The sequence below is a fragment of the Streptomyces sp. CC224B genome, assembly GCF_030010595.1.
Classification (GTDB): domain Bacteria; phylum Actinomycetota; class Actinomycetes; order Streptomycetales; family Streptomycetaceae; genus Streptomyces; species Streptomyces longispororuber.
The window spans coordinates 15,779-41,277 of the sequence record NZ_JASCXL010000009.1 but is presented as its reverse complement, the minus strand read 5'-3'; the positions used below and the strand labels follow the sequence as shown (position 1 = coordinate 41,277).

The following is a 25,499-nucleotide window of genomic DNA, read 5'->3' as shown; positions in this document are numbered from 1 at the left end:
CTCAGCCCGGGTCAGGCCGCCGGCGCAGCCGCGCCGGCGGCCTCGGTGGCGGAACCGCCGGAAGGATCTCCCACAGGGGTCGCGCTCCACGGGCCCACTGCTGGAGCACCCGCCGGTCGACCAGGTGCAGACGCTGCTGTCGGGCGAACGCCCGGGCGGGCTGGGTGACGCGGCCGTTGGTCACCATGACGACGACATCGCCTCTGTGCACCGGTCGGCCCGTGCCGTTGAGCGTCTGCAGGTCGGGCGTGCCCACCGCCGATCCGTTCAGCCCCGCCCCGCGGTGCTTGCACTGGATCACCCATAATCGCCCCAGCGGATCATGACCCTTCACATCGGCGCCCAGGTCGCCCCAGCCCCCGCAGCGCAGCGCGTCCCGCGAGCCGTCGCGGGCGAGCAGGTCGCGTATGGCGATCTCGAAGGCGCTGTGGTGCATGGCGTCGATCTGCTCGATCGAGTACGTCAGGCCCTGGGTGCGCAGCCGGGCAGCCCGGGTCCGGCGGGCCCGGGCGTAGCACCACCCCGCCGCGGCCGACAGTGCCAGCAGGCCGAGGACGACCAGCACCCACCCGTGCGCCGCGAGCCACTGGACGGCCCTGACCGCCAGCAGCACGGCCACGGCCAGGACGCCGAAGGTCACGAGTCCTGTGTCGCCACCGCGCGCGCCGCGGCGGCGCCGACGGCTCACCGCGCCTCCCCCGCCACCGTGCCGCGAGCCTCGCGCCCCCGTGCCTCCCCCCGGACGTCGTGACCGCCCCTGCCGAAGTCCCGCCGGTTCCTGGACACAGCTCCCCCTCCTCCACGACTCCCCGCCGCTCTCCATGGAAGCACCAGGCACTGACAACCACCCTCCGCCCATCTCGAACCGCCCCGGCCCCCGCACCGATGTACGGCTCCCCCCGGCGGTGCCATGGTGGTGGGCGGACGAGGCAGCGTCGTCGGCCCCTGGGGGTGGATGGGAGTGGCACAGCCGCACGAGTGGATGTTCTACGAGGTCATGTGGCGCGGGTGGGCCGGGCGGGCGCGGGTGCCGTATCCCGTGCCGTGGTGGGCGCAGGCCGCGTTCCGGCGGTGGAGTGACGACTTCGACCGGGGCACGTACGCGTCGAAGGAGGCCGCCTTCGCCTCGAACGCCCTGTACCGGTACTGGCACATGGTGGGCGTCAAGGACCACCGCCAGGAGTCACTGATCGGGCAGGCGGGCGAGATCGAGCCGGTCTACGACAAGTACAGCCTGACGTTCTTCCTGTACGACCCGGCGGCGGGCACGGTGAGCCTGCCGCAGCTCGCGGCGGGCGGCACGGTGGAGCAGCGGATCGAGGCGCCGCACCTGCCCGCGGTCGTCACGGCGTTCCGGACGCCGGACGGGGCCGCGTACGAGCAGCGGACCTTCGCGGCGGCGGTCGGCGCCCGGCAGCGGGACCTGGCCGTGACGCGCCTGGCCGTGCGCAGCCCGGACGGCCGCCCGCGCGAGGGCTGGCTGTGCGCGGCGGTGCTGCCCGCGGGGCCGAGCGGCTTCCAGCGGCACGACCGGCGCGGGGAGCAGATCACCGACCGGCGCCTGACGTTCCTGCGCTACCTGCCGGACGAGGCGCGGGTGGAGACCAACAGCGGCTGGGGCCCGGTGTTCGACACCCCGCCGGAGCACCACGGCGTGTACGGCAACCCGGACTTCACCCGGGACCCGTCGGCGTACCTGCTGCGCAACCCGTTCCACGACCTGGTCACCGGCGGCAAGCTGAACGCCGCGCTCCAGGCGCAGGACCAGGTCGCGGGCCTGTGCAGCGCGGCCTTCGCGTGGCCGTTCCGGGTCGCGGGCGAGGAGGAGTTCGGACTGGACGTGCGGCTGCCCGTCGACCTGTACAGCGGGGCCGACGACCTGGCGGAGCTGCGCGCCACGCCCGCCGACGCCCTGGAGGAGGCGCACCACGCGTTCTGGGCGGCGAAACTGCTCGGCCAGGGCGTGCAGCCCGACCTGCCGGAGCCCGTGGCCCATCTGACGGACCAGTTCCGGCAGGCGCGGGCCCAGCTGCTGGTGCTCTCCGACCACGGCGAGATCCACCCGGGCCCGACGGTGTACGACTCGTTCTGGATCCGGGACTCGTCGGTGGAGGCCACGGCGTGCTCCCTCGTGGGCGACACCGCCCTCGCGGAGCACCAGTTGGGCACGCACTACCCGCTGCGGTTCAACCGCGGCACGGGCCGGATCGGGCCGTGCGCCGAGTACGGCTTCTACGGCGGCCCGCACGAGAAGGACGACCACGAGTGGGACAGCAACGGCCAGGCGCTGTGGGCGATCGGCCGCTTCGACCGCACGCGCGGCCGGGACGCGGCGTTCGGCGCGAAGCTGTACACGCCGTACGTCGTCGACGCCGCGCGCTGGCTGCGCGACAACCGCGACCAGTACGGCCTGCTGCACAGCGGTTGGAGCGCCGAGCACCTCGGCGAGCGCGACAAGCCGCACTACTGGGACGACCTGTGGGGCATCGCCGGCCTGTACGAGGCCGCCCGCCTCGCCGAGCGCCTCGGCACCCCGGAGACGGGCGAACTATGGGCCGCCTACGACGACCTGAGGGAGGCCACGGCAGCGTCCGTCCGCTGGGTCCTCGCCGAGCAGCGGCGCCGCGGCGACTGGGAGACGTACATCCCGACCGGGCCCGGCGACGTCGGGCGGCGCGACTCGACGATGATCGGCGCGGCGGCGTACTTCCACCCGCTGCGGCTGCACATGGGCGCCAAGCTGGGCGGCGACATCGACCAGGCGGCCCGGTTCACGCTCGACACGATGTACGCCCGCTTCGTCACCGGGGGCTTCCGGCACGAGGCGGCCTGGAACGCCTACGGGCCCTACCTGACTACGCAGTTGGCGCACGCGTACCTGCTGGCCGGGGACCCGGGGCGGATGGACGCGCTGCTCGGCTGGACCGTGGCCGCCGCGTCGCCGCGCGCGGAGGACCGGGCCGTGGCGCTCGGTGCCTGGAACGAGCAGCACGCCTTCCCCATCGCCTCCGACTACGGCGAAGTGCCCCACCGGTACTGGTACATGGGCGACATCCCGCACGGCTGGGCGGCGGCGGAGTACCTGCTCCTGGTCCGCGACATCCTCTTCTTCGAGGCCGACGAGGACCGCGACCCGCACCTGTACGTCGCGCCGGGCGTGCGCCCGCACTGGGTGCCGGACGGCGGGACGGTGGCCGTGGCGGAGGCGCCGACGCTGTTCGGCGCGCCGTTCGGCTACCGGCTCGGGCACGACGCGGGTGAGCGCACGGTGACCGTGGACGTCACCCGGGCCCCGGACGGCGTCCGGTTCGTCTACCCGTGCCGGTTCGGCCCGGTGCGTGCGGCCACGGCGGACGGGCGCGCGCTGCCGGTGTCCGGCGACGACGTGCGCGTACCGGCCGGGACGGGCCGGTTCACGGTCACGTACGGCTGAGGGCCGCCGCGGCTCGCGCGGGCGCCCGCGGGGCGGCGGGGGCGGGCCGGGGCGGACGCTCAGGCACGGCGTGCGGCCTTCTCACGGCGCAGGTTCTGCCGCTCCTTCTCGGAGAGCCCGCCCCACACGCCGAACCGCTCGTCGTTGTCCAGCGCGTAGGCCAGGCAGGCGGTGCGCATGTCGCAGAGGCGGCAGATGTTCTTGGCCTCGCGCACCGAGCTGCCGGGTTCGGGGAAGAAGAACTCCGGTCCGGTCTGTGCGCACAGGGCCTGCTCCTGCCAGGCGAGTTCGGTCTCGGTCACGATGGTGTCGAAGTGCATGCCGTGATCCTGGTGGGTGGTGCGAAACAACGGATCAACGTTCGCTCAACGGGGCGCGCCGGGCACGCTCGCGCGCGGCGTACCGGCCGCTCGGTACCGCACACGGTACGGGCCCGCGCCCCGGCCCGTTCCGGCTTACCGGGCCGTGGGCGCGTCGCCCTTCCGGACCGCCGCGCAGGGCCGCCACGGCGGGACCGCCGCGGCAAGGCCCCCGCGGCAAGGCCGTCCGCAGGGCGCGAGGGTGCGTCGGCGCTCAGCTCCGCTCGGGCTGCATCAGCGCGAAGCGCGCCCCGTACGGATCGGCGAGCTTGGCGAAGGCGCCCACCTCCTTGAGGTCCATGCGCTCGGCCCGGACGGTGCCGCCCGTGGCGCGCGCCCTCTCCACCACCGCGTCGATGTCGTCGACCTGGAAGTACGGCATCCAGCAGGCGCCCGCCTCCCGCTCGACCGGGTCCTGGTCCAGCGGCCACAGGCCGCCGAACATGTCGTCCTCGGAGCCCGCGCCCGGGTACACCATCGTGTACGTACCGCCCTCGAAGGGCTGGCCGAGGGTCCTCCAGCCGAACACCGTGCCGTAGAAGGCCGCGGCGGCCTCGGTGTCCGGTGCGTACAGCTCGGTCCACACCAGGGCGCCAGGGGCGTCCACCAGCTCCAGGCCCGGGTTCCGCCCCGGCTGCCAGACGGAGAACGCGGCCCCGCCGGGGTCGGTGAAGCCCGCCATGCGGCCGAGGTCCAGGACGTCCGCCGGCTCCCAGGTGGTGCGTCCCCCGGCCTGCTCGACCTGCCGGGCGGTGGCGTCCGCGTCCGGTGTCCTGAAGTACACCGACCAGGCGGGCGCACCCATCTCCGGGGTGACGGTCATGCCGCCCGCGACCGTCCTGCCGTCACGCCGGAACAGGCCGTACCCGCCGACCTCCTCGCCGCCCCTCTCGAAGTCCCAGCCGAAGAGCCCGCGGTAGAACGCGGCGGCTCCGTCCATGTCCGTCGTCCCCAGGTCCACCCAGATCGGTGACCCGGTGACATAGCGAGTGCTGAGCATCATCGACTCCTTTGTCGCGCCCTGCCGTGCCGCTTTGTCGCGCCCTGCCGTCGCGCCCTGCCGTAGCCGCGTCGCTCGTCCAGGTGGTGCCGCTACCCGTCCGCGTATCACCACCCGGCCAGGCGATGCCGCCCGTCCGCGTCCTGCCGTCTCCCTTGCCCGTGCCCGTCCTGTCGTCTCCCTTCCGAGTCTCGCACCGGGCACTGACAATCCGCGCGCGGCGACCGACGCACAGTGGCGCGCCCGGTACCTGGCATCCGCCGCCCGAGCCCCAGCACCCGGCCCCCGCCGCCCGAGCCCCAGCACCCGGCCCTCCGGCGCGCTCCCCCAGCCACGCCCGCGCGCGCCCACCCCACCCCAAGCGGTTTTCCGTCACCCTCCGCACCACCCCGTCATCACCTTGTGAAGACGGACAAGATTCTGAGAGCGCTCTCAGTCACACCTCTTGACGTCTCGTTTTTCCGGCCGCGACAGTGGGGGCACCTCGAGGCACCACCGCGCACCCCGGGGCGCGCTCCTGCCCCCGCTCCCTCCCCTTCCCCCCACGTTCCCGCCAGGAGAGATGCCGTGATCTCGCGCAGAGTGTTCCTGACGTCCACCGCCGCCGCCACCGGCGCCCTCACCTACCCGCTCTGGGGCGCCGCCCTCGGCCCCAGCGCCGCGGCGGCCCCCGCCACCTGCGAACTCGCCCTGCGGAACGCCTCGTTGCCCGGGCAGGTCCGCGCGTACGTCACGGGTCACGAGCCGGGCACGGGCCGCTGGCTGCTGCTCACGGCGGACGGCGGGGTGTACCGCCCGGTGTCCCCGCCGGCCCCGCGGACGCCGCTGCCCGTCGACTGCTCCATCCCGCTGGGCCCTGCCGGTTCGGCCCCCAAGGTGCTGACGCTGCCTCAGATGCACGGCGCCCGCGTGTACTTCGTCCGCGACGACAGGCTCGACTTCTTCCTGAACCCGGGCCCCGCCCTCGTCGAGCCCGCCTTCGCCACCCCGGCCGACCCGAACTACGGCCGCACCTGGTCGTTCTGCGAGTTCACCTTCAACACCACCCAGTTGTACGCGAACATCAGCTACGTCGACCTGGTCACCGCCCTGCCCATAGGCCTGACCCTGGAAGGCAACGCGACCCATACCGTGGCACCGCTGCCCGACGGCGCCGTCGACCGGATCGCCGCCGGTCTCGAAGCGCAGGCGGGCAGGGACGGCCGGCCGTGGGACCGACTGGTGATCCGCCGCGACGGGCGCGTCCTGCGGGTGGTGTCGCCGCAGAACGTCATGGCCCCGTACGCCGACCGGCCCGACCAGATGCCGTTCCGCGACTACTGGAACGGCTACGTGGACCAGGTCTGGGAAAAGTACCGCTCCATCGACCTGCGCATCGACCTCCAGGGCGGACGCGGCGTCCGCGCGGGCCGGGTCAGCGGGGACACGCTCACCTTCGAGGGCGGGCACACCTTCGCCAGGCCCACGTCGCGGGACGTCTTCACCTGCGACCACGGCCCGTTCGCCAACAACCCCGGCGACCCCGACGACAAGAAGGCGATCCTCGCCCGTCTCGCCGCCGGGTTCAACCGCGGCCTCATGCTCAGCCACCCCTCCCAGCCCAACGGCACCACCGCCGGGGACTACTACCGGGACGCCGTCACCAACCACTGGGCCCGCCTGGTGCACGCGCACTCCCCCATCGGGTACGCCTTCCCGTACGACGACGTGCGGCCGGACGGCCAGCCGGACGTGTCGGGCGCCGCCCACGACGGCAACCCACGGCGGTTCACCGTGTCCGTGGGTGCCTGAGGGCCCCTCAGCCGCGGGCCGGCCGGTCCTCGCCCGGCCGGCGCACCACGGTGAGCAGGCCGTCGTGCCCGGCCACCGCCTCCAGGGCCAGCGTGCGGTACCCGGCCTGCTCGAAGAGGACCGTGATGCGGTCCTTGTCCTGGCTCAGCACCACGCCGTCGCCCCACTGCTCGTGGCGTACCTCGCTCCCGACGGGGTAGCGGGCCGCCGCCGGGTGGGTGGGGCGCTCGGCGGCCGGGTCCTCCGTGCCGTTCTCGTCGCACCGGTCGCAGTTCCCGCACGGGGCCGGGTGGTCCTCGCCGAAGTAGCCGAGCAGGAGGTGGCGCCGGCAGCCGGTCGTCTCGGCGTACGCGCGGGCCATCTCCACCCGTGACCGGTCGGTGCGCCGGTGCGCCCGCGCGGTCCGCTCGGCCTCCTCCACCGCCTGCCCGGCGGAGACACCGGGGGCCGGACGGACCTCTCCGCCCTCCCCCGTGGCGACGGCGTCGGCCTCTTCCATCAGGTTGACCGCCGCGGTGACCCGGTTCCCGGACAGGCCCGTGTCCGCGCGCAGACCGGCCAGGTCCGCCGGGTCGTCGTCGCGGTCGTGGTCGTGGACGGCGTCGGCCACCGCGGACAGCGTGTCGTGGCCGGGGGCGCGTCCGGCGAAGTACGTCTGCATGCCGGTGTCCTCCGGCCGGTAGTGCAGGACGGCGAGGGCCGGGCGGCCGTCCCTGCCGCAGCGGCCGATCTCCTGGTAGTAGGCGTCCAGGGAGCCCGGCAGCGCCGCGTGCAGGACGAACCGTACGTCCTCCTTGTCGATGCCCATGCCGAACGCCGAGGTCGCCACCACGACGTCCGCCGCGCCGGACAGGAAGGCGTCGTGGATCCGGGTGCGCTCCCCGGCGCGCAGCCCCGCATGGTACGCCTCCGCGGCGAGTCCCAGGGCGGACAGCTCCTCGGCGTACTGCTCGCAGACCTTGCGGGTCGCGGCGTAGACGATGCCCGGTTTGGGTTCGGCGGCGGCCCGTTCGACCACCGCGCGGCGCCGGTCGTCCTCGTCGCGGTAGCGGTCCGCCTCCAGCCTGATGTTGGGCCGGTCGAAACCGGTCACCAGCAGCCGGGGCTCGCGCATGCCGAGGCGCTCGACGATCTCCTTGCGCACCGGTGGGGCCGCGGTCGCCGTCAGGGCGAGCACCGGCGGTGCGCCCACGCGGCGTACCGCCGCCTCCAGGCGCCGGTAGTCGGGGCGGAAGTCGTGGCCCCAGGTCGCCACGCACTGGGCCTCGTCCACCACGAACAGGGACGGGCCGGCCTCCGTGAGGCGCTCCAGCACCTCGTCCTTGGCCAGTTGCTCGGGAGACAGGTACAGCAGCCGCGCCTCCCCGCCGCGCACCTGCTCCCAGGCCTCCTCCGTCCGCGCCGCACTCAGGTCGGAGTTGACGGCCACGGCGCGGGGAGCGCCCTCGCCCTCAGGGAGGCCCGCGATCTGGTCCCGCTGGAGGGCAAGGAGCGGCGAGACGACCACGACCGGGCCCGGCAGCAGGACGGCGGGGAGCTGGTAGACGGCGGACTTCCCGGCGCCGGTGGGCATGACGACCAGCACGTCGTCGCCGTCGAGCACCCACTCCATGGCGGTGAGCTGCTCGGGCAGGAGGGTGTCCCAGCCGAACACGTCGGCGGCGACCTCCCGCAGGCGCGCGCTCCGGTCCCGCTCCGCCCGTGACGCCTTCCGCCCCATGGCTGCCTCTCCTCATCGTCCGCTTGCCCCTTCGCCACGGGCACATGACCCGGGGGGCCTCTCCCGTCCGGGCCCCGGCACACCACGGCCGCCGAGCGGTGCCGTCGGCGGCCGGTCAGTGGTGCGCGGGAGTCACCGCTCCTGGGTCGTCCGGCTCTGTCCGCGTGCCCGACGCCTGTTCCGTACGAAGGTCTGTACGCGTCCGTACGAAGGTCTGTACGCGGCGCGCCGCCGGCATCGGCGTCGGCCGGGCGGAGCGAGCGGCGCCGGGTGCGGCGCGGAAGGCGCGGGCGAGGGCGGCCTCGTCGTTCCCATCGTATGAGGCGCGGGGGGAGCGGGCACGCGGACGAGGTCTCCGCTTGCACGCGGTACGCCCCTCGGGCCCTCGGCGCGCCCCGCTCCTGCCCCGGTGGGTCAGGCGTGGGCGTGCCCGCGCCGGTGGCCGCGGCCGGTGAGCATCCGGTACAGCGTGAGAAGGATGACCGACCCCACGACGGCCGCGATCCAGGTCGACAGCTCGAAGAAGCCGTCGATGGAGTCGACTCCGAAGATCACCTTGCCGAGGAAGCCGCCGAGCAGGCCTCCGGCGATCCCGATGAGCATGGTGACGAGGATGCCACCCGGGTCCTTGCCCGGCATGATCGCCTTCGCGACCGCTCCCGCGAGCAGGCCGACGACTATCCACCCGATAATGCCCATAACGGTGTTCTCCCTTGCATTCGGTTCACCGCTCGTGTGTCCCGGGAACAGCGCGCGAAACGGGCGTTGGTGTTCGTATGTCGAACGTACGGTGGCGCGCACCCGCGGCAGGATCCCGGCCCGCGCGGTGGTCCCCGGCCGCCGCCCTAGTCGAGCCGCTGGTGGTCGAGGACGTGCTCGGCGGTGCGCAGCAGGGGCTGGTTGTGGCGGAAGGAGTGGGCGCGGAGGCGGGCCAGGGCGTCGTCGGGGGAGATGTCGTAGGCGGCGGCGAGGACGCCCGCGGCCATGTGCACGGCGGGCGGATAGCCCTGCGGCCCGGGCCGGACAAAGCGCGCGGGCAGGGCGGCGAGCAGGTGCGGGTGCTCCTCCAGCGCGAGCATGGCCAGGATGCGGGCGTACGCGGTGGCCCGGGCCTTCTCGTCCCGGGTGAACGGAACGGGCGCGCAGCGGTAGAGGTCCACGGCGCCGAAGGCCAGGATGCCGAGGGTCAGGGGCAGGGCCAGGACGCCACGGCCTCCGTGTTCGACGGCGAGGGGTGCGAAGGCGGGCCACCGGCCGGTCGCTTGGTCGAGGTCCGCCACTTCGACGGGGGCGCGGCGCGTGTAGGCGTCGGTGCAGGGTCCCTCGCCCGTGACGAGCTGCGCGTCCTCCACGGCCCTGGCACGTGCGTCGGTCGCCGCCGCCAGCAGGCGCAGTTCTCCGGCGGTGACCAGGGTGGCACCGCCGAAGTCGGCGCTCAGGTCGTCGGTGCAGGCCTGGCAGGCGCTGGCGAGCGTGAGGCCGGCGGTCGACGCGACGGACCCGATGCGCTGCCATGCCGCGGCGTGCTGGTCGTTGTCCATCGGACCTCTGTCACTGGGAGGGGCGCCCCAGGCAGCGGCCAGAGCTGGTGCCGAGGGTGGCGGGGGTGACCGCCGAGGGGGCGGGCGGTCGGGGGCGGGCGGTCGGGGGGGGGCGGTCAGGGGCCCTGCATGGTGCGCACGACGTCCGAACCGTCGATCACCTGTCGGCACAGCACGGTCAGGCGGAGCTGATGGGTGCGGGCGTGCCGGCGCAGGACCCCGAACGCCTCGTCAGGGGTGGTCTGCCAGCGTTCGGCCAGTATGCCCTTGGCCTGCTCGATGACCACGCGGCTGGACAGGGCGGCCTGCATCTGCGCCCGCTCGATGTTCGCGTGCACGAGGGTGCGGTGTTGCAGGACGGCGATGGTCGCCACGTCCGCCAGCGCCTGCGCCACGCGCGCGTCGGGGTCGCTGAGCTCCTGGTCGCGGGTGTCGAAGAGGTTCAGCGCGCCCACGACCTGTTGGCGCAGCCGCATCGGCAGGGTGTGGGTGATGACGAAGTCGCCCTGACGGGCGCGTTCGGCGAAGCGCGGGAAGGCGGCCACCTGGGAGGGGGAGCGGAGATCGATGTTGAGCCGGGTGGTGCCCGCGCGGTAGCACTCCACGCAGGGGCCCTCCTCGGTCTGCAGGGCGAAGAGTTCCAGCAGCCGGGTGTGCTCGTCGGAGGCCGCGATGAGCTGCAGCTTGCCATTCGGGTCGGCGAGCATGACGCCCACGGCCGACACGTCCAGCAGTTCGTTGCAGCGGTCGCACAGGTGGTGCAGGAAGTCGATCAGATCGAAGTCGTCCACCAGGGTGTCGACGACCTCGACCATGGCCGCCAGCAACTGTTCCTCACGGTTCATGGCCTTCCAGTCCCTTCGCCGGCTCCTGTCTCCGGCCGGTTGTCATCATCTCGAAAGTGAAGTCGCCTGGCCACCACGTCCCCGGCGGCCTCGGCGAGCGTCCGCCCGTGCCGGAAGGCGTAGGCACGCAGGCGCAGCAACGCCTGCGCCAGGGGCACCGAGGCCTGCACGCTGACCATGCCCGTGGCCTGGTGGACGACGGCCCCGTAGAAGTCCGCGGTCTCGCCCGCGGCGAAGGCGTCCTGCTGCGGGCCGCCGCGCAGGAGGACGGCGGACAGGGCGTCGGCCACGATCCACGCGTCGGTCATCGCGGAGTCCGGCAGTGGGCCGGGCACCGTGCGGTGCAGGGTCAGCGTCCCCAGGCAGGCGGACCCGACGCCCAGCGGGAAGCAGAAGACGGCGGCGATGCCCGTCGCGACGACCTCGGGCAGCAGCGCGGGCCACCGGCCGGGCGGCAGGCGTGTCAGGTCCGGCGCGAACACCGGCGCGCAGGACGCGGCCACGTCGAGGCACGGGCCCTGCCCGAAGGTGTACTGCACGTCCGCCAGCCACGCCCCGGTGCCTCCGGTGGACCACAGCAGCTCACCGGGGCCGCCGTCGGTCATGACACAGACGGCGACGCCGTCCACGCGCAGGACCTGGGCACACAGGTACGGGTCGGCGCTGATCAGGCCCGTGTCCCCGGGGGAGGGCCGCAGGCTCTCCAGTACGGCAGCCAGGTTGTTGTCGGTCCCCACCGACCCTCACCTCCGGCCCGTCCTTTCCGCCGAGAAGGACGACCGCACGCCCGTAGGCTCCCAGCGTTCCCGGACGAGGCACTTCCTACAAGGGAAGCGCCTGGCCGTCGGCCTCGGCAACTCGGCCACGGGGCACCGGGCTTGGCCCGCGGGGGCGGCCTGTCGCACGGGACGGAGCACGGGAGCCAGCCGCACTGGACGGGGCGCGGAAGCCACCCGCACCGGGCGCGGGACACGGGAGCCGGCCGTGCGCCCCAGGGCGCGCCCCGCGCGTCCGCTACGCCGACTCCCGCCGCACCAGCTCCGTCGGCAGCACGACGCTCACCGCCTCCTCGGCGTCGTCGGGCTCCGGGAGCCGCCCGGGTCCCCGCGGCCGGCCCCGCAGCAGCATCGCCGCCATCAGGCGCCCCATCTCCTCGATGTCCTGGCGGACCGTGGTCAGCGGCGGGTCGGCCTGCTCGGCGACGGGCAGCATGTCGTCGAAGCCGACCACGGCGACGTCGTCCGGTACGCGCCGCCCCGCCGCGCGCAGCACGCGCAGCGCCCCCGCCGCCGACAGGTCGTTCGCGGCGAACACCGCGTCGAGGTCGGGGCACCGGTCGAGCAGGTGCCGCATGGCGAGTTCGCCGCCCGCGGGGGAGAAGTCGCCCTCGGCGACGAGCCGCGCGTCCGGGGAGGGCAGCACGTCACGGAAGCCCTCCAGGCGGTCGACCGCCGACGTCTGGTCGAGGGCGCCGGTGATGTGCGCGATCCGGGTGCGGCCGAGTCCGGCGAGGTGGCGCACGGCCGTGCGCGCGCCGCCGCGGTTGTCGCAGTCGACGTACCGGGCGCTGTCGGCGCCGCCCGCCCAGCCGGGCCGGCCGCCGAACACGGTGGGGACGCCCGCCCCTTGGACGAGGTTCGGCAGCGGGTCGTCCAGGTGCAGCGAGAAGACGAGCGCGCCGTCGACGTGGCCGCCGGCCAGATAGCGCCCCACGCGCGCGTGGTCGGCGCGGCCCTCGGTGAGCAGGAGCACCAGTTGGACGTCGTGCGCGGTCAGTTCCTTGCTGATGCCGCGCAGTTGGAGCGCGAAGAACGGGTCGGCGAACACGCGCGTCTCCGGTTCGGCTATCACGACCGCCACGGCGTCGTGGCGGCGGGTGACGAGGCTGCGGGCGGCCCGGTTGGGGACGTAGCCGAGTTCCTCCACGGCGCGTCTCACCTTCGCCGCGAGGGCTTCCCGCACCCCCGCCTCACCGTTCACGACCCGGGACACCGTCGCCCGCGAGACACCGGCTCGCGCGGCCACGGCCTCCAGGGTGGGACGCGCCACTGCCTCGCTCACCTCGGGACTCCTCATCGGCGGTTGCCGGTCAGGATAGCCGCGGCGCACGCCCGTCCCGTACGCCCCCGAGCCACGTTCGCGCCGGGGGCGCCGCTCCGCCGTCCGGACGACGACGACCGGCGGCGGGCCCCTCCGGCGGCGCGCTCGGCCCCGCTAGTGGTGTGCCTGCTTCCGCTTCTCGCCCCCGCGCTCCCGGGCCCCGTGGGGGTGGTGCGGCTCGTAGTCGGGGATCGTGCCGTCCGGCTTCCTCACCAGGAACAGGCCCACCATCCCCATGTCCGAGTGGCTCTGCACGTGACAGTGGTACATCCACGCGCCCGCGCCGACTCCCTCTCCCGCGATCACCTGGAACCCGAACGAGTCACCCGGCCCGGTGATCTTGTCGTCGAGGATCTGGCTGGGATCGTCGGGACCGGTGAGCATGCCGGTGCGATTGTCGGCCCAGCGGTGACCGTGGACGTGGAACGTGTGGTAGTACTCGCCGTGCGTGATGGACACGAACTCCACCCGCTCCCCCACGGTGGCCTCGAAGTCCGGGCCGGAGTGGGCGGGCTTGTTGTTGATCAGCATGTCGTTGAAGACCACCACGAAGGTCTTGTCGGGCAGGACGTCGCCCTCGCGGCGCACGATCACCGCCCCGTACAGGCCCTTGCGGAGGCCGCCCGTGCCGTGGTCGGTGCCGACCACGTGGTCGTGGTAGTGCCAGTACCCCGCGGTGCCCGGGCGCCAGGTGCCGTCCTTGCGGCGGCCGGGCCGGTGCGTGCGCCAGGTGTAGGTGCGTCTCCTGCCGGGCGCCACATGGGACTTGGTGTGCCTGGTGCCGTCGCTGGAGATCTCGTAGTCCATGCCGTGGACGTGCAGGCTGACGTCGGCGTCCGTGGTGTTCTCGAAGTCGATGTGCAGCGTGTCGCCCTCGTTGAGCTCGATCAGCGGGCCGGGGACCGTCGCCTTACCCCTCTCCAGGCCGTAGCCGAGCTGCCCGTCGGGCAGTTTCTCGGCGTACAGGGTGAGGCGCCGGACCTCGCCGCCCGCCGGGGCCCTCCGGGGCGGGTTCTCGGCCGGTACGGCGTCGGGCGCCAGGGCCGACATCGATGTCACGGCGGTCGCGGCGGCCGCCCCTCCCACGACCATCCGCCGGTTGAAGCTGCGTCTGTCCATGCCGAACTCCCCCATGCGGTAGGGCGACTGACCTTGCGTACGGGCGCGTGCACGGCGCGCGAGGTGTGGGATCCGGCCACACGCTAGCGGCAGGGCCCGCGTTTATCCACACACAGGACAAAGGTCGACGGAGTCATGTCATAGCTCTTGGCCAGCCGTCGAAAGAGGGCTAGCTTCAGCGGCGCCGTTGCTGTATCCACCGGAGCCGTGACCGACGAGGGGTGGGCTGCTCATGCGGCTGACACCGCATCACACGCCCCCAACCGTACGCAGGTTGGGCCGAACCAGGCACAGAGCGTCCAGAGCACACGGAACACACGGAACACCTGGGGCCGGGCGCCGCGCCGGGGCGGCCGCCCTGGTCGCGGGGGCGCTCCTCACGGGGGCCCTGTCGGGCCCCGCCGCGTCCGCGCGGCCCTTCCCCGAGCCCGTGCGGACAACGATGTCGTTGCCGTCCCCGCCGGGCGGCGCGACCGTGCGCGTCCTCGTCTTCCACGGCTCGGCCGCGCCCGGCGACGAGTCGCCCGTGGTCGACGCCGCCATCGCCGCGATCGAGGGGATCGGCCGGTCGGGCCCGGCCGCCGAGCGGTTCGCGGTGACGGCGACCGACGACCCGGCCGTGTTCACCGACGCCCGTCGGCTCGGCAGGTTCCACGCGGTCGCCTTCGTGACCGGCGGCGGCGACGTGCTCGACGCCGAGCAGGAGGCGGGCCTTGAGGCCTACATGGAGGCCGGCGGCGGCTTCCTCGGCCTGCACGACGCGGCCCGCGCGGAGCCCTACTCGAGCTGGTTCACCGGGCTGATCGGCGCCCGGCCGAAGGACGAGGACCCGCCGGCCGCGCAGCGCGCGACCGTCGAGGTCGGCGACCGGCGCCACCCGGCCACCAAGGACCTGCCGCTGGAGTGGAAGCGCCCCGACCGGTGGCTCAACTGGGAGACCAACCCCTCGGGCGGCGTGCACACCGTGGCGCGCGTCCGCGAGTCGACGTACAAGCCCGGTGCGGGCGCGAACGGCTGGGACCACCCGGTCTCCTGGTGCCGCGACTACGACGGCGGCCGCTCCTTCTACACCGGCATGGGCGGCACCCCCGACGCGTACGACGAGGCGGACTTCCGTACGCATCTGCGCGGCGCCCTGCTGTGGACCACGCGGCTGGCGCGCGCCGACTGCAAGGCGACCATCACCGCCCACTACCGGGCCGAGCGCGTGACCCGGCCCAACAAGCCCGGCCAGAACGACCAGATCGGCGAGCCGCACGGCCTGGTGACGGCGCCCGACGGCACGGTCTTCACCATCGGCCGCGGTGGCGCCGACTCCTCCCGGCCCGTGGTCACCGACTGGAACGACCCGGACGTCGGCAAGGGCCGCGGCGAGATCCACGTCCACGACCCGCGGACCAAGGAGTCGACGCTCGCGGGCGCCGTCACCGTCTTCGGCAACAAGGGCGGCGGCGGTGAGCTGGTCAAGAACGAGGAGGGCCTGCTCGGCATCGAGCTGGACCCGCGGTTCGAGGACAACGGCTGGGTGTACCTGCACTACACGCCGCACGCCCGCATCAACCGCGACACGCACATGGGCGAGCGCTACGTCTCGCGCTTCACGTACGACAAGGCCACGAAGAAGCTCGCCGTGGACAGCGAGAAGGTGCTCCTCAAGTGGCCGGTGCAGATCCACAGTTGCTGCCACGCGGGCGGCGGGATGACCTGGGACTCCCGGGGGAACCTGTACATCGCGACCGGTGACAACAACTCCTCCGGCTTCAGCGACGGCTACTCGGGCAACAACCCGCAGCCGAACTTCAAGGGCGTCTCCTTCGCCGACGCCCGCCGCACCGCGGGCAACACCAACAACCTCAACGGCAAGATCCTGCGCATCCACCCCGAGCCCGACGGCACGTACACGCTCCCCGAGGGCAACCTCTTCACCGGCCGGGAGCCGGACGAGGGCGGCGGCAGGACGCGCGGCGAGATCTACGTGATGGGCGTCAGGAACCCGGCGCGCATCTTCGTCGACAAGAAGACCGACATCCTCTACGCGGGCTGGGTCGGCCCCGACGCGAGCCGGCCTTCGACGACGTGGGGCCCCGCGAAGTACGACACGTTCGCGGCCATCACGCACGCCTCCAACCGCGGCTGGCCGTACTGCATGGGCAACAACCAGCCCTACCGCGACCGCAACCTGCCGGACCCGGCCACGCCGCTCGGCTGGTACGACTGCCGGAACCTGCGCAACGAGTCCCCGAACAACGACGGCCTGGTGAAGATCCCGCCCGCCGAGCCCAACACCATCTGGTACTCCCCGCAGGGCGGCGGCGTCGACTACCCGCGCGACGCGCACGGCGTCCCGAGCTACCAGACGTCCGAGCAGAAGCAGCTCCTGCCCTGGCTCAAGGGCGGCGGCCAGGCCACGATGAACGGCCCGGTCCACCGGTACGACCCGGCGGGCGCGGGGCCCGGCGCCTGGCCCGCGTACTGGGACGGCAAGTGGTTCGTCGGCGACTTCTACGACGGCGAGCAGCCGCGGCACGCGGTGCTCACCGACCCCAGGACGGTCGGCAAGGGCGGGCTCCCGGTGCACGCCGAGTCGCTGCGCAAGATCATTCCCGTCGGCGACGACGGCATCAAGAACCTCATGGACTGGAAGTTCGCGCCGGACGGGTCGCTGTACGTCCTCGACTACGGGCGCGGCTTCTTCACCTCGGACGCCAAGTCGGCGCTGTGGCGCGTGACGTACACCGGCGGCGAACCCACCCCGGCCGCGGACGACCTGGCCAGGAAGGCGCGACGATGAGAACCGCTCCCCCGCGGGTGTGGCCGGTGCTGCTCGCCGCGCTCGCGCTGGTGCTCGGCCTGACCCCGGCGGCCACCGCCCGGCCGGACGGGCCCCGCCCGCAGCAGCAGACCCTGACCTGGACCGCCGACAACGACATCAACGCGTACCGGTCCGCGCCGACGACGGCGGTCGCGGGCCGGACGACGATCGTCTTCGAGAACAGCGTGGCCACCGGCAACACCACCGGCATGCCGCACACCCTGACGTTCGACGTGTCCGACCCGGAGTACAACAACGACGTCCCGCTGAACATCCTCGCCAACCCCGGCGACGACCGCGGCGGCAGGCACACCGCCGAGGTGACCCTCACCCCGGGCCGCTACCGCTACTACTGCACCATCCCCGGGCACGCGGCGATGCAGGGCGTCCTCGTCGTGACCGAGGGCGGCGGCCAGGACACGACCGCTCCGGAGACGAAGGCGCGGGTCGACGGGGTGACCGACGGCGACGGCGCGTACGTCGGCTCGGCGACGGTCACGGTGACGGCCACCGACGAGGGCTCCGGCGTCGACAAAACCGAGTACGCCCTCGGCGCGGACGGCGCGTGGCAGCCGTACACCGCCCCGGTGGTCGTGAACACGGTCGGCACCCACAAGGTCCGCTACCGCGCGAGCGACAAGGCGGGCAACGTGGCCGCCGAGAAGGCGGTGGACTTCAGGGTCGTCGCGCCACCGACCGACGACAGGACGCCCCCGGAGACCTCCGCCACCGTCACCGGCGAGCAGAACGGGCAGGGCCAGTACGTCGGCATGGCCACGGTCACGGTGTCGGCCTCCGACGCGGGCTCCGGCCTCAACAAGGTCGAGTACGCCCTCGGCGACGGCGCCTGGACCGCGTACACGGCGCCCGTGATGGTGCACGCGCCCGGCGCCCACACCGTGCGCTACCGCGCGTCCGACAAGGCCGGGAACACCGCCCCCGAGAAGTCGGTCGCGTTCACGGTGGTCGCCCCGCCGGCGGAGGACAGGACGCCGCCCCGGACCTCGGCGGAGGTCGAGGGCGAGAAGAACTCCGACGGCGCCTACCTCGGCCGGGCGAAGGTGACGGTGACCGCCACCGACGCGGGCTCGGGTGTCGACAAGGTCGAGTACTCCCTGGACGGCGGCCCCTACGTCGCGTACACGGCCCCCGTGGTCGTCGACCGCGCCGGGCGGCACACGGTGGCGTACCGGGCGAGCGACAAGGCGGGCAACACGGCACCCGCGAAGTCGGTGGCGTTCACGGTCGACCCGGGCGGCGGGGTACCGGGGCCCAGCTGCCCGGAGTACGACGAGCGGTCGACGGTCTTCGTCGGCACGGTCGACACGGGCATCCCGAACCGGGTCACCGACAACCGCTGCCGGATCGGCGAGCTGATCGAGGACGAGAAGGACTGGTCGTCGCACGCGCTCTTCCTCAAGCACGTGAAGGCGGTCACGGACCGGCTGGAGAAGGCGGGCGAGATCGACCGGCGCGAGCACACCGCGATCAACCGCGCCGCGAAGGAGTCCGGCATCGGCAAGCCCGGCCAGACCGAGGGCTACCGCCCGCTCTTCGACGGTACGCGGCAGTCGTTCGCCAAGTGGCAGCACGTGGGCGGCGGTTCGTTCGAGCTGAACGCCGACGGCACCATGACGTCGGGCACCACCAGGAGCGGGCTCGGCATGCTGTGGTTCCCCGCGCGCAAGTACGGCGACTTCTCGCTGAAGCTCCAGTGGCGTGACGACGCGCCCGGCCAGGGCAACGCCAACTCCGGTGTGTTCGTCCGCTTCCCGCAGGTCCACGACCACCCGGAGGAGCCGCGCCCGGAGTGGGTGGCCATCAAGTACGGCCACGAGGTCCAGGTCCTCGACCGCCCCGACGGCGACCCGTACAAGACCGGGTCGGTCTACGGCTTCGACCGCGTCGGCCTCGCGGGCGCGGGCGTGACCCCGAAGGGCACCTGGAACGACTACGAGATCCGCGTGGTCGGCCAGCACTACGCGGTGTACCGCAACGGCGCGCTGATCAACGAGTTCGAGAACGGCGGCGGGCAGGTCTTCGAGCCGCCGCGCGCCGACGACCCCGGCACGGACGGCCGCCGCTACGCGACCGGGTACGTGGGCCTCCAGGTTCACGGGGTCACGGACGTGGTGTCGTACCGCGACATCCGGATCAAGGAGCTGTAGCCGCCCGGGGAGCGCGGGCGGGTGCGGACGCGGGCGGGTTCAGCCGTCGTGCCGGGCACGGCTCGGCTGGACCCGCTTCGGCTCGCCGGGCATCTTCGGGTACTCCGGCGGATAGGGCAGGTCGCCGAGGCCGTGGTCGTGCTCGTCGCGGTCGGCCCGCTCCAGGAGCCTCTCCAGCGAGAAGGCGTGCTCGTCCATGTCCCGGTGCAGGTCGCCGAGTTCGGCGAAGCGGGCGGGCATCGTCCCGAGGTCGAAGTCCCGGGGCACGGCGTCGTCGAGCTCGTCCCAGCGCAGCGGCGCGGAGACCGGGGCGTGGGGGCCGGCGCGGACGGAGTAGGCGGAGGCGATGGTGCGGTCCCGGGCGGTCTGGTTGTAGTCGACGAAGATCCGCTCGCCGCGCTCCTCCTTCCACCAGGCGGTCGTCACCTCGCCCGGCATGCGCCGCTCCAGCTCCCGCCCGCAGGTGATCGCGGCCCGGCGGACCTCGGTGAACGTCCAGCGCGGCTCGATCGGCACGAACACGTGGAGGCCCCGGCCGCCGGAGGTCTTCGGCCAGCCGCGCAGGCCGAACTCGTCGAGCAGCGCGCGCAGTTCGTGGGCGGCGCGGACGGCGTCGGCGTAGTCCGTGCCGGGCTGCGGGTCGAGGTCCAGGCGCAGCTCGTCGGGGTGGTCGAGGTCCCCCCGGCGCACCGGCCAGGGGTGGAAGGTGAGCGTGCCGTACTGCGCGGCCCAGACGACGGCGGCGACCTCGGTCGGGCACATCTCGTCGGCGGTGCGGCCGCTGGGGAAGGCGATGGTGGCGGTCGGAATCCAGTCGGGGCGGTTCTTGGGGGCGCGCTTCTGGAAGAAGTGCTCGCCGGTGACGCCCTCCGGGTAGCGCTCCAGGGTGGTGGGCCGGTCGCGCAGCGCACGCAGGATGCCGTCGCCCACCGCGAGGAAGTACTCCGCCAGGTCCCGCTTGGTGAAGCCGCGCTCGGGGAACAGCACCCGGTCGGGGCTGGAGAGCCGTACCGTCCGCTCTCCCGCCGTCAGCTCGATCGCCGCGCCCGCGCCCATGCGGCCACGGTAGACGGGCCGCCCGAAGAGCGCATATCGGGCGATTTCCCTCGCCCCGGCGCAGAATCGGATCATGGACCTGCCGGTGATGCCGCCCGTGAAGCCCATGCTCGCCAAGTCCGTGGCGAGGATCCCGCCGGGCATGCAGTACGAGGCGAAGTGGGACGGCTTCCGGGCGATCGTCTTCCGGGACGGCCCCGACGTGGAGCTGGGCAGCCGCGGCGCGAAGCCGCTGACCCGCTACTTCCCGGAGCTGGTGGAGGCGCTGCGGGAGCGGCTGCCGCAGCGGTGCGTCCTGGACGGCGAGATCGTCGTCGCGCGCGGCGGGCGGCTCGACTTCGACGCCCTCACCGAGCGCATCCACCCGGCGGAGTCGCGGGTGCGGACGCTCGCGGAGCGGACCCCGGCGTCGTTCGTCGCCTTCGACGTGCTCGCCCTCTTCGACGAGGCGCTGTGGGACGTGCCCCTGCGCGACCGCCGCCGCCTCCTGGTCAAGGCACTGGAGGGCGTCACGGCCCCGGTCCACCTGGCGCCCGCGACGCTGGACCAGGAGGTGGCGCGGGAGTGGTTCGAGAGCTTCGAGGGGGCGGGCCTGGACGGGGTGGTCGCCAAGCCCCTCGACCTCGCCTACCGACAGAACGAGCGCCTCATGTACAAGGTCAAGCACGAGCGGACGGCGGACTGCGTGGTCGCCGGGTTCCGCTACCACAAGAGCGGTCCCGTGGTCGGCTCGCTGCTGCTCGGCCTGTACGACGACGCGGGCGCGCTCCAGCACGTCGGGGTGTGCGCCGCGTTCTCCATGAAGCGGCGCGAACAGCTCGTCGCCGAGCTGGAGCCGCTGCGGATGGACTCCGCCGCGGAGCACCCGTGGGCCGCCTGGACGGACGAGGCCGCCCATGAGAGCGCGCGGCTGCCCGGCGCGGTGAGCCGGTGGACGGGGAAGAAGGACCTGTCGTGGGTGCCGCTGCGGCCGGAGCGGGTGTGCGAGGTGGCGTACGACCACATGGAGAACGGGGCGCGCTTCCGGCACACGGCCCAGTTCCGCGCCTGGCGGCCCGACCGCGACCCCGGCTCGTGCACATACGCCCAGCTGGAGGAGGCGCCTCGCTACGATCTGGCCAAGGTCCTGGGGTCGCCTCCGGAGTGAGCGGCTCCGCCGGGCGGGGGCACCGGCGGCCGGAGCGCGCTCGCGTCCCGGTCGGCGGCGGTCGCGGCGGCCGGCACCGGCACGGACCGGACTCGCCGCGGCGACGGCGGCCCACACGCGCGTTCGCAGACGACATCACGCCAAAGCTCCCGAACCGCTTCCGCCTCTGCGCACCCACCCGTAGGCTCCGCGCCCAATACCGGCGTTACCTACGGTAAGGGGACAGTCGCATGGGGCAGCCGCAGCCATCCGGGAGCACCCGCAGAACCTTCGTGACACGCGCGGCGACGGTCGGCGGCGCCGCCGCGCTGGGCCTGGGCGCCCTGCCACGGGCCGCCCACGCCGCGCCCTCGTCCGGCAGGACCGTCGCGGTGCTGGGCGGCGGCGTCGCCGGCCTGACCGCCGCGCACGAACTCGCCGAGCGCGGCTTCGCCGTCACCGTCTACGAGCGCCGCGCGCTCGGCGGCAAGGCCCGCAGCTTCGGCGTGCCGGACAGCGGGAAGGGCTCCCGCGCCCCGCTGCCGGGCGAGCACGGCTTCCGCTTCATCCCGGGGATCTACCACAACCTGCCGGACACGATGCGCCGCATCCCCTTCCCCGGGAACCGCAACGGCGTCTGGGACAACCTGGTCGCGCCGCCGGAGATGAGCTTCGCCCGCTCGGGGGGCCGCGAGGACATCCGGATGCCCATCCCGGGCCGGGACGGCGACCCGGCCGACCTCACCCTGGACGACATCGCCCGCGCGCTCACCGCGTTCCTCGACACGGCGTTCAGCATCCCCGCGCACGAGGTCGCGTACTTCGTGAACCGCGCCCTGGTCTTCCTCACGAGCTGCGACGAGCGCCGTGAGGACCAGTGGGAGGCCAAGCCCTGGTGGGACTTCGTGCGGGCCGAGCGGATGAGCTACGACTACCGGCGCATCCTCGCGATCGGCGTGACCCGCAACATCGTGGCGACCAAGGCGGAGGTGGCCAGCACCCGCACCGTCGGCACGCTCGGCGAGGCCTTCGTGTTCAACGCGCTCGGCCGGGGCGCGGACGGCCCGCCCGACCGCATCCTGAACGCGCCGACCAACGAGGCCTGGATCGACCCCTGGGTGGAGCACCTGAGATCGCTCGGCGTCGACTTCCGCGTCGGCTGGACCGTGCGCGAGGTGGCGTACGGCGGCGGACGCGTCACCAAGGCGGTGATCGAGGACCCCCAGGGTGCCCGCCAGGACGTCACGGCCGACCACTACGTGCAGGCCATGCCGGTGGAGCACGCCCGCAGGACCTGGGGCGCGGCGCTGCGCGCGGCCGACCCGCAGCTCGCGCGCTGCGACAAGCTGCGCACGGACTGGATGACGGGCATCCAGTTCTATCTGACGGAGCGGCCGGACATCGTCGAGGGCCACTTCAACTGCGTCGACTCGGCGTGGTCGCTGACGGGCATCGCGCAGGCCGCGCACTGGAAGGGCCGCGACTTCCCCGCCGACTACGGCGACGGCACCGTGCTCGACTGCCTGTCGGTGGACATCTCCGAGTGGGACCAGCCGGGCATCCTGTACGGCAAGACGGCGAAGAAGTGCACGCGCGAGGAGGTGGCGCGCGAGGTGTGGGCGCAGCTGAAGGCCCACCTCAACGACACCGGCAAACAGGTGCTGAGCGACGGCAAGCTGCACTCCTGGTACCTGGACCCGGGCGTCGACGGCATCGGCGGCCCGAACCCCACGAACGACGACGAGCTCCTCATCCACCCCGTGGGCACCCTGCACAACCGCCCCTCGGCCGCCACGAAGGTCCCGAACCTCTTCCTGGCGGGCGACTACGTGGCCGTGGACATCGACCTGGCCACCATGGAGGGCGCCAACGCCGCCGCCCGCCAGGCCGTCAACGCCCTCCTCGACCGGGTGGGCTCGGACGCGAAGCGGTGCACGGTCAAGCCCCTCTACCGCGCCCCGGAGCTGGAAGGACTCAAGCGCGCCGACCGCGCCCGCTACCGCCTCGGCCTGCCGAACGCCTTCGACCTGGGGTGAGAGCCGGAACGGGGTGAGGCTGAAAACCAGGGCGGGATGAGGCTGAAAGCCAGGCCGGATGGGCCGAGAGCTGGGCCTGGATGAGGCCGAAATAGGGCCGAAAAGGGGTCGAAAAGGGGTAATTTCTGATAGACCCCCCGGCTGGTTCGGGTAGACCCCCGGCATGACATGGCGAACACGCGTGGCACACACCACGGCGCGAGGAGCGCGAGTGCGGCGGGCGGCGGTCCTGGTGACGGCGCTCGCCGCGCTCGCGCCCGCCTGCACACTGGCGGAGCAGGCCGACAAACCCGAGAAGCCGGAGAAGGAAGCCGTACGGCAGGGCCCGCCCGGCAAGCCGGCCGACGGCCGGGTCCTCGCCGTGAAGATCGACAACGTCCAGCCGGCGCGGCCGGGGACCGGCCTGGAGGCGGCCGACGTCGTCTACGTGGAGCAGGTGGAGTCCGGGCTCAGCCGGCTGATGGCGGTGTACGCCCGCAAGCTGCCGCCCGTGGTGGGGCCGGTGCGCAGCGCGCGCGAGACGGACCTGGAGCTGCTGCGCCAGTTCGACGGCCCGGCGCTCGCGTTCTCCGGGGCGCAGTCCAAGCTGCTCCCGCTGATCGACGCGGCCCCGCTGCGTGCCCTGCCGCCGGAGGACAGCACCGAGAAGGCGTACCACCGGGACGAGTCACGGCCCTCGCCGCACAACCTCTACGTCCGGCCGAAGGCCCTGGGGGCGCGGGTCGACGAGGCCGGCCTGAAGAGCACGGGCTTCCGGTTCGGGGCCGCACCGGCGGGCGGCACCCCGGCGACGCGGCACACGGTCGACTTTCCCTCGGCGAACTTCGCGTTCACCTGGGTCGAGTACGAGGGCCGCTGGCACATCGCGATGGACGGCACGCCCGCCCGGACGCCGTCGGGCAAGGCCCTGTCGGCGGCCACGGTGGTGGAGCAGCGCGTCGACATCCGCGACTCGCGCTTCCGCGACGGCTGGGGCAACTCCTCGCCCTTCAGCCGCACCGTGGGCTCGGGCACCGCGCGGGTGCTGCGGGACGGCCGCGCGTACGAGGCGCGCTGGCGGCGGGCGTCGCCCCAGGACGGCACGGAGTTCACCACGGCGGACGGCAGGCCGCTGGCCTTCGCGCCGGGGCCGGTGTGGGTGGTGTTCACGAAGGCGTGACGTGGCAGCCCGCGCCGGACGTCTCGCGCGCGGGCACGCCGGGGGCGCTGCGGCGGGACGCGGTGAGCGACGCCGTACGCGGGCGCGGCGGCGTCACGTTCACGGCCTTGGGCCGGGCCCCGGCGCACGCGGACGGACACGGGGCGGTCCGTGTCCCCGTGCCGGGTGGCGTCCCCTGGGGATGCGTGGCTGTTACGTGTGCGTGGCTGTGTTCGCGCGCCGGCGGAGAGAGGGTGTTCCCGCCGTTCACGTAAGCGTGCCGGCGGGCGTCGGGCCCGGGGGCGGCCCGGGTCAGCGCGCCCCGTACACCGGCTGGGGCGGTTCGGCCCTGGAGAGCAGTTCCAGGGCCGTGTCGCCCGCCTCGGCGGGGCTACGGCGGGTGCCCTTGTCGGCGCTGGGGCCGGGGCGCCAGCCCTCCATGACGGTGATGCGGCCGCCCTCGGCCTCGAAGACGCGGCCCGTGACCCCGGCGGAGGCGGTGGAGCCGAGCCAGACGACCAGCGGGGACACGTTCTCCGGGGCCATCGCGTCGAACCCGCCCTCCCTGGGTGCGGCCATGGTCTCGGCGAAGGTCCGCTCGGTCATCCGGGTGCGCGCGGCGGGCGCGATGGCGTTCACGCGCACCCCGTAGGGCGCGAGTTCGGCGGCGGCGACCGCCGTGAGCCCCAGGATCCCCGCTTTGGCGGCGCTGTAGTTGCCCTGGCCCACGCTGCCCGCCAGGCCCGCACCCGAGCTGGTGTTGACCACGCACGCGTGCGGGGCACCTCCGGCCTTGGCGGCGGCCCGCCAGTGCCGGGCCGCGTGCCGCAGGGGCAGGAAGTGCCCCTTCAGGTGCACGCGCAGGACGGCGTCCCAGTCGTCCTCCTCCAGGTTGACGAGCATGCGGTCGCGCAGGAAACCCGCGTTGTTGACGAGCGTGTCGAGGCGCCCGTACGTCTCCACGGCGGTCCGCACCAGGGACTCCGCCCCCTCGGGCGTCGCGACGTCACCGCAGTGGGCGACGGCGTCGCCGCCCGCGGCGCGGATCTCCGCCGCGGTGTCCTGGGCGGGGCCCCTGGATGCCCCCGAGCCGTCCAGGGCGGCTCCCAGGTCGTTGACGACGACCCGCGCGCCCTCGGCGGCGAACGCGCGGGCGTGCGCCCGGCCGAGGCCCCGGCCCGCGCCGGTGACGATCACGACGCGGCCCGCGCAGATCCCGGATGCGGCGGTGGTGGTCATACGGACTCCTTCGTAC

Annotated in this window: 19 protein-coding genes; 7 read left to right on the top strand and 12 right to left on the bottom strand. The window is 73.6% G+C overall.

The window, feature by feature from the left end; translation table 11 throughout:
• Position 1: 1 nt before the first annotated feature.
• Positions 2–640, bottom strand: coding sequence for a restriction endonuclease (locus tag QK440_RS05690; protein WP_349239266.1), 639 nt, complete (start codon positions 638–640; stop codon positions 2–4).
• A gap of 321 nt (positions 641–961) precedes the next feature.
• On the opposite strand from QK440_RS05690, the gene QK440_RS05685 reads away from it, so the two are divergent.
• Complete coding sequence (locus QK440_RS05685) at positions 962–3,433, top strand: hypothetical protein (protein ID WP_282791854.1); 2,472 nt, start codon at positions 962–964, stop codon at positions 3,431–3,433.
• Positions 3,434–3,492: 59 nt separating this feature from the next.
• Here the strand turns inward: QK440_RS05685 and QK440_RS05680 are convergent, their stop codons facing one another.
• Together QK440_RS05680 and QK440_RS05675 are read right to left on the bottom strand one after the other, a co-directional pair.
• Entirely contained in the window at positions 3,493–3,753 is a 261-nt protein-coding gene (locus tag QK440_RS05680; protein ID WP_190135738.1) for a WhiB family transcriptional regulator, read from the bottom strand.
• Positions 3,754–4,006: 253 nt separating this feature from the next.
• Positions 4,007–4,792 (bottom strand): VOC family protein, encoded by a 786-nt coding sequence (locus tag QK440_RS05675; protein WP_282791913.1) that lies wholly within the window; start codon positions 4,790–4,792, stop codon positions 4,007–4,009.
• A gap of 567 nt (positions 4,793–5,359) precedes the next feature.
• On the opposite strand from QK440_RS05675, the gene QK440_RS05670 reads away from it, so the two are divergent.
• Entirely contained in the window at positions 5,360–6,583 is a 1,224-nt protein-coding gene (locus QK440_RS05670; protein WP_282791853.1) for a glycoside hydrolase family 64 protein, read from the top strand.
• Positions 6,584–6,590: 7 nt separating this feature from the next.
• On the opposite strand, the gene QK440_RS05665 is transcribed toward QK440_RS05670, so the two are convergent.
• The 7 genes from QK440_RS05665 to QK440_RS05635 all read right to left on the bottom strand — a co-directional run bounded on the left by QK440_RS05665 (position 6,591) and on the right by QK440_RS05635 (position 13,908).
• Positions 6,591–8,303 carry a RecQ family ATP-dependent DNA helicase gene (locus QK440_RS05665; RefSeq protein WP_282791852.1) on the bottom strand — a complete coding sequence of 571 codons (1,713 nt, stop codon included), beginning with the start codon at positions 8,301–8,303 and terminating at the stop codon, positions 6,591–6,593.
• A gap of 414 nt (positions 8,304–8,717) precedes the next feature.
• Entirely contained in the window at positions 8,718–9,002 is a 285-nt protein-coding gene (locus QK440_RS05660; protein WP_282791851.1) for a GlsB/YeaQ/YmgE family stress response membrane protein, read from the bottom strand.
• A gap of 146 nt (positions 9,003–9,148) precedes the next feature.
• Positions 9,149–9,844, bottom strand: coding sequence for an ANTAR domain-containing protein (locus QK440_RS05655; protein WP_282791850.1), 696 nt, complete (start codon positions 9,842–9,844; stop codon positions 9,149–9,151).
• Positions 9,845–9,960: 116 nt separating this feature from the next.
• Complete coding sequence (locus QK440_RS05650) at positions 9,961–10,689, bottom strand: GAF and ANTAR domain-containing protein (RefSeq protein WP_282791849.1); 729 nt, start codon at positions 10,687–10,689, stop codon at positions 9,961–9,963.
• Positions 10,686–11,426, bottom strand: a complete 741-nt coding sequence (locus QK440_RS05645) for a GAF and ANTAR domain-containing protein (RefSeq protein WP_282791848.1) — start codon at positions 11,424–11,426, stop codon at positions 10,686–10,688. Before QK440_RS05645 ends, QK440_RS05650 begins: the two co-directional genes overlap by 4 nt.
• Before the next feature lie 277 nt (positions 11,427–11,703).
• Positions 11,704–12,750 carry a LacI family DNA-binding transcriptional regulator gene (locus QK440_RS05640; protein WP_282791847.1) on the bottom strand — a complete coding sequence of 349 codons (1,047 nt, stop codon included), beginning with the start codon at positions 12,748–12,750 and terminating at the stop codon, positions 11,704–11,706.
• Between the two features lie 153 nt (positions 12,751–12,903).
• Positions 12,904–13,908: a multicopper oxidase domain-containing protein gene (locus tag QK440_RS05635; RefSeq protein ID WP_282791846.1), complete on the bottom strand. Its 1,005-nt coding sequence runs from the start codon at positions 13,906–13,908 to the stop codon at positions 12,904–12,906.
• 358 nt (positions 13,909–14,266) lie between these two features.
• Between QK440_RS05635 and QK440_RS05630 the strand changes: the two genes are divergently transcribed.
• Positions 14,267–16,699: a ThuA domain-containing protein gene (locus QK440_RS05630; RefSeq protein WP_282791912.1), complete on the top strand. Its 2,433-nt coding sequence runs from the start codon at positions 14,267–14,269 to the stop codon at positions 16,697–16,699.
• The gene (locus QK440_RS05625; RefSeq protein ID WP_282791845.1) at positions 16,696–18,888 is read left to right on the top strand and encodes a family 16 glycoside hydrolase; all 2,193 of its coding nucleotides are present in this window, start codon (positions 16,696–16,698) and stop codon (positions 18,886–18,888) included. The genes QK440_RS05630 and QK440_RS05625 overlap by 4 nt, the downstream gene beginning before the upstream one ends.
• A gap of 39 nt (positions 18,889–18,927) precedes the next feature.
• Here QK440_RS05625 and ligD read toward each other — a convergent pair whose 3' ends face one another.
• Entirely contained in the window at positions 18,928–19,944 is a 1,017-nt protein-coding gene (gene ligD, locus QK440_RS05620; protein ID WP_282791844.1) for a non-homologous end-joining DNA ligase, read from the bottom strand.
• Between the two features lie 73 nt (positions 19,945–20,017).
• Here ligD and QK440_RS05615 point away from each other — a divergent pair, with 73 nt between their 5' ends.
• From QK440_RS05615 to QK440_RS05605, 3 genes are all read left to right on the top strand, one after another.
• The gene (locus QK440_RS05615) at positions 20,018–21,091 is read left to right on the top strand and encodes an ATP-dependent DNA ligase (RefSeq protein WP_282791843.1); all 1,074 of its coding nucleotides are present in this window, start codon (positions 20,018–20,020) and stop codon (positions 21,089–21,091) included.
• Positions 21,092–21,321: 230 nt separating this feature from the next.
• Positions 21,322–23,106 carry an FAD-dependent oxidoreductase gene (locus tag QK440_RS05610; RefSeq protein ID WP_282791842.1) on the top strand — a complete coding sequence of 595 codons (1,785 nt, stop codon included), beginning with the start codon at positions 21,322–21,324 and terminating at the stop codon, positions 23,104–23,106.
• 211 nt (positions 23,107–23,317) lie between these two features.
• Positions 23,318–24,265 carry a DUF3048 domain-containing protein gene (locus QK440_RS05605; protein ID WP_282791841.1) on the top strand — a complete coding sequence of 316 codons (948 nt, stop codon included), beginning with the start codon at positions 23,318–23,320 and terminating at the stop codon, positions 24,263–24,265.
• 291 nt (positions 24,266–24,556) lie between these two features.
• On the opposite strand, the gene QK440_RS05600 is transcribed toward QK440_RS05605, so the two are convergent.
• The gene (locus QK440_RS05600) at positions 24,557–25,483 is read right to left on the bottom strand and encodes an SDR family oxidoreductase (RefSeq protein ID WP_282791840.1); all 927 of its coding nucleotides are present in this window, start codon (positions 25,481–25,483) and stop codon (positions 24,557–24,559) included.
• Positions 25,484–25,499: the final 16 nt, after the last annotated feature.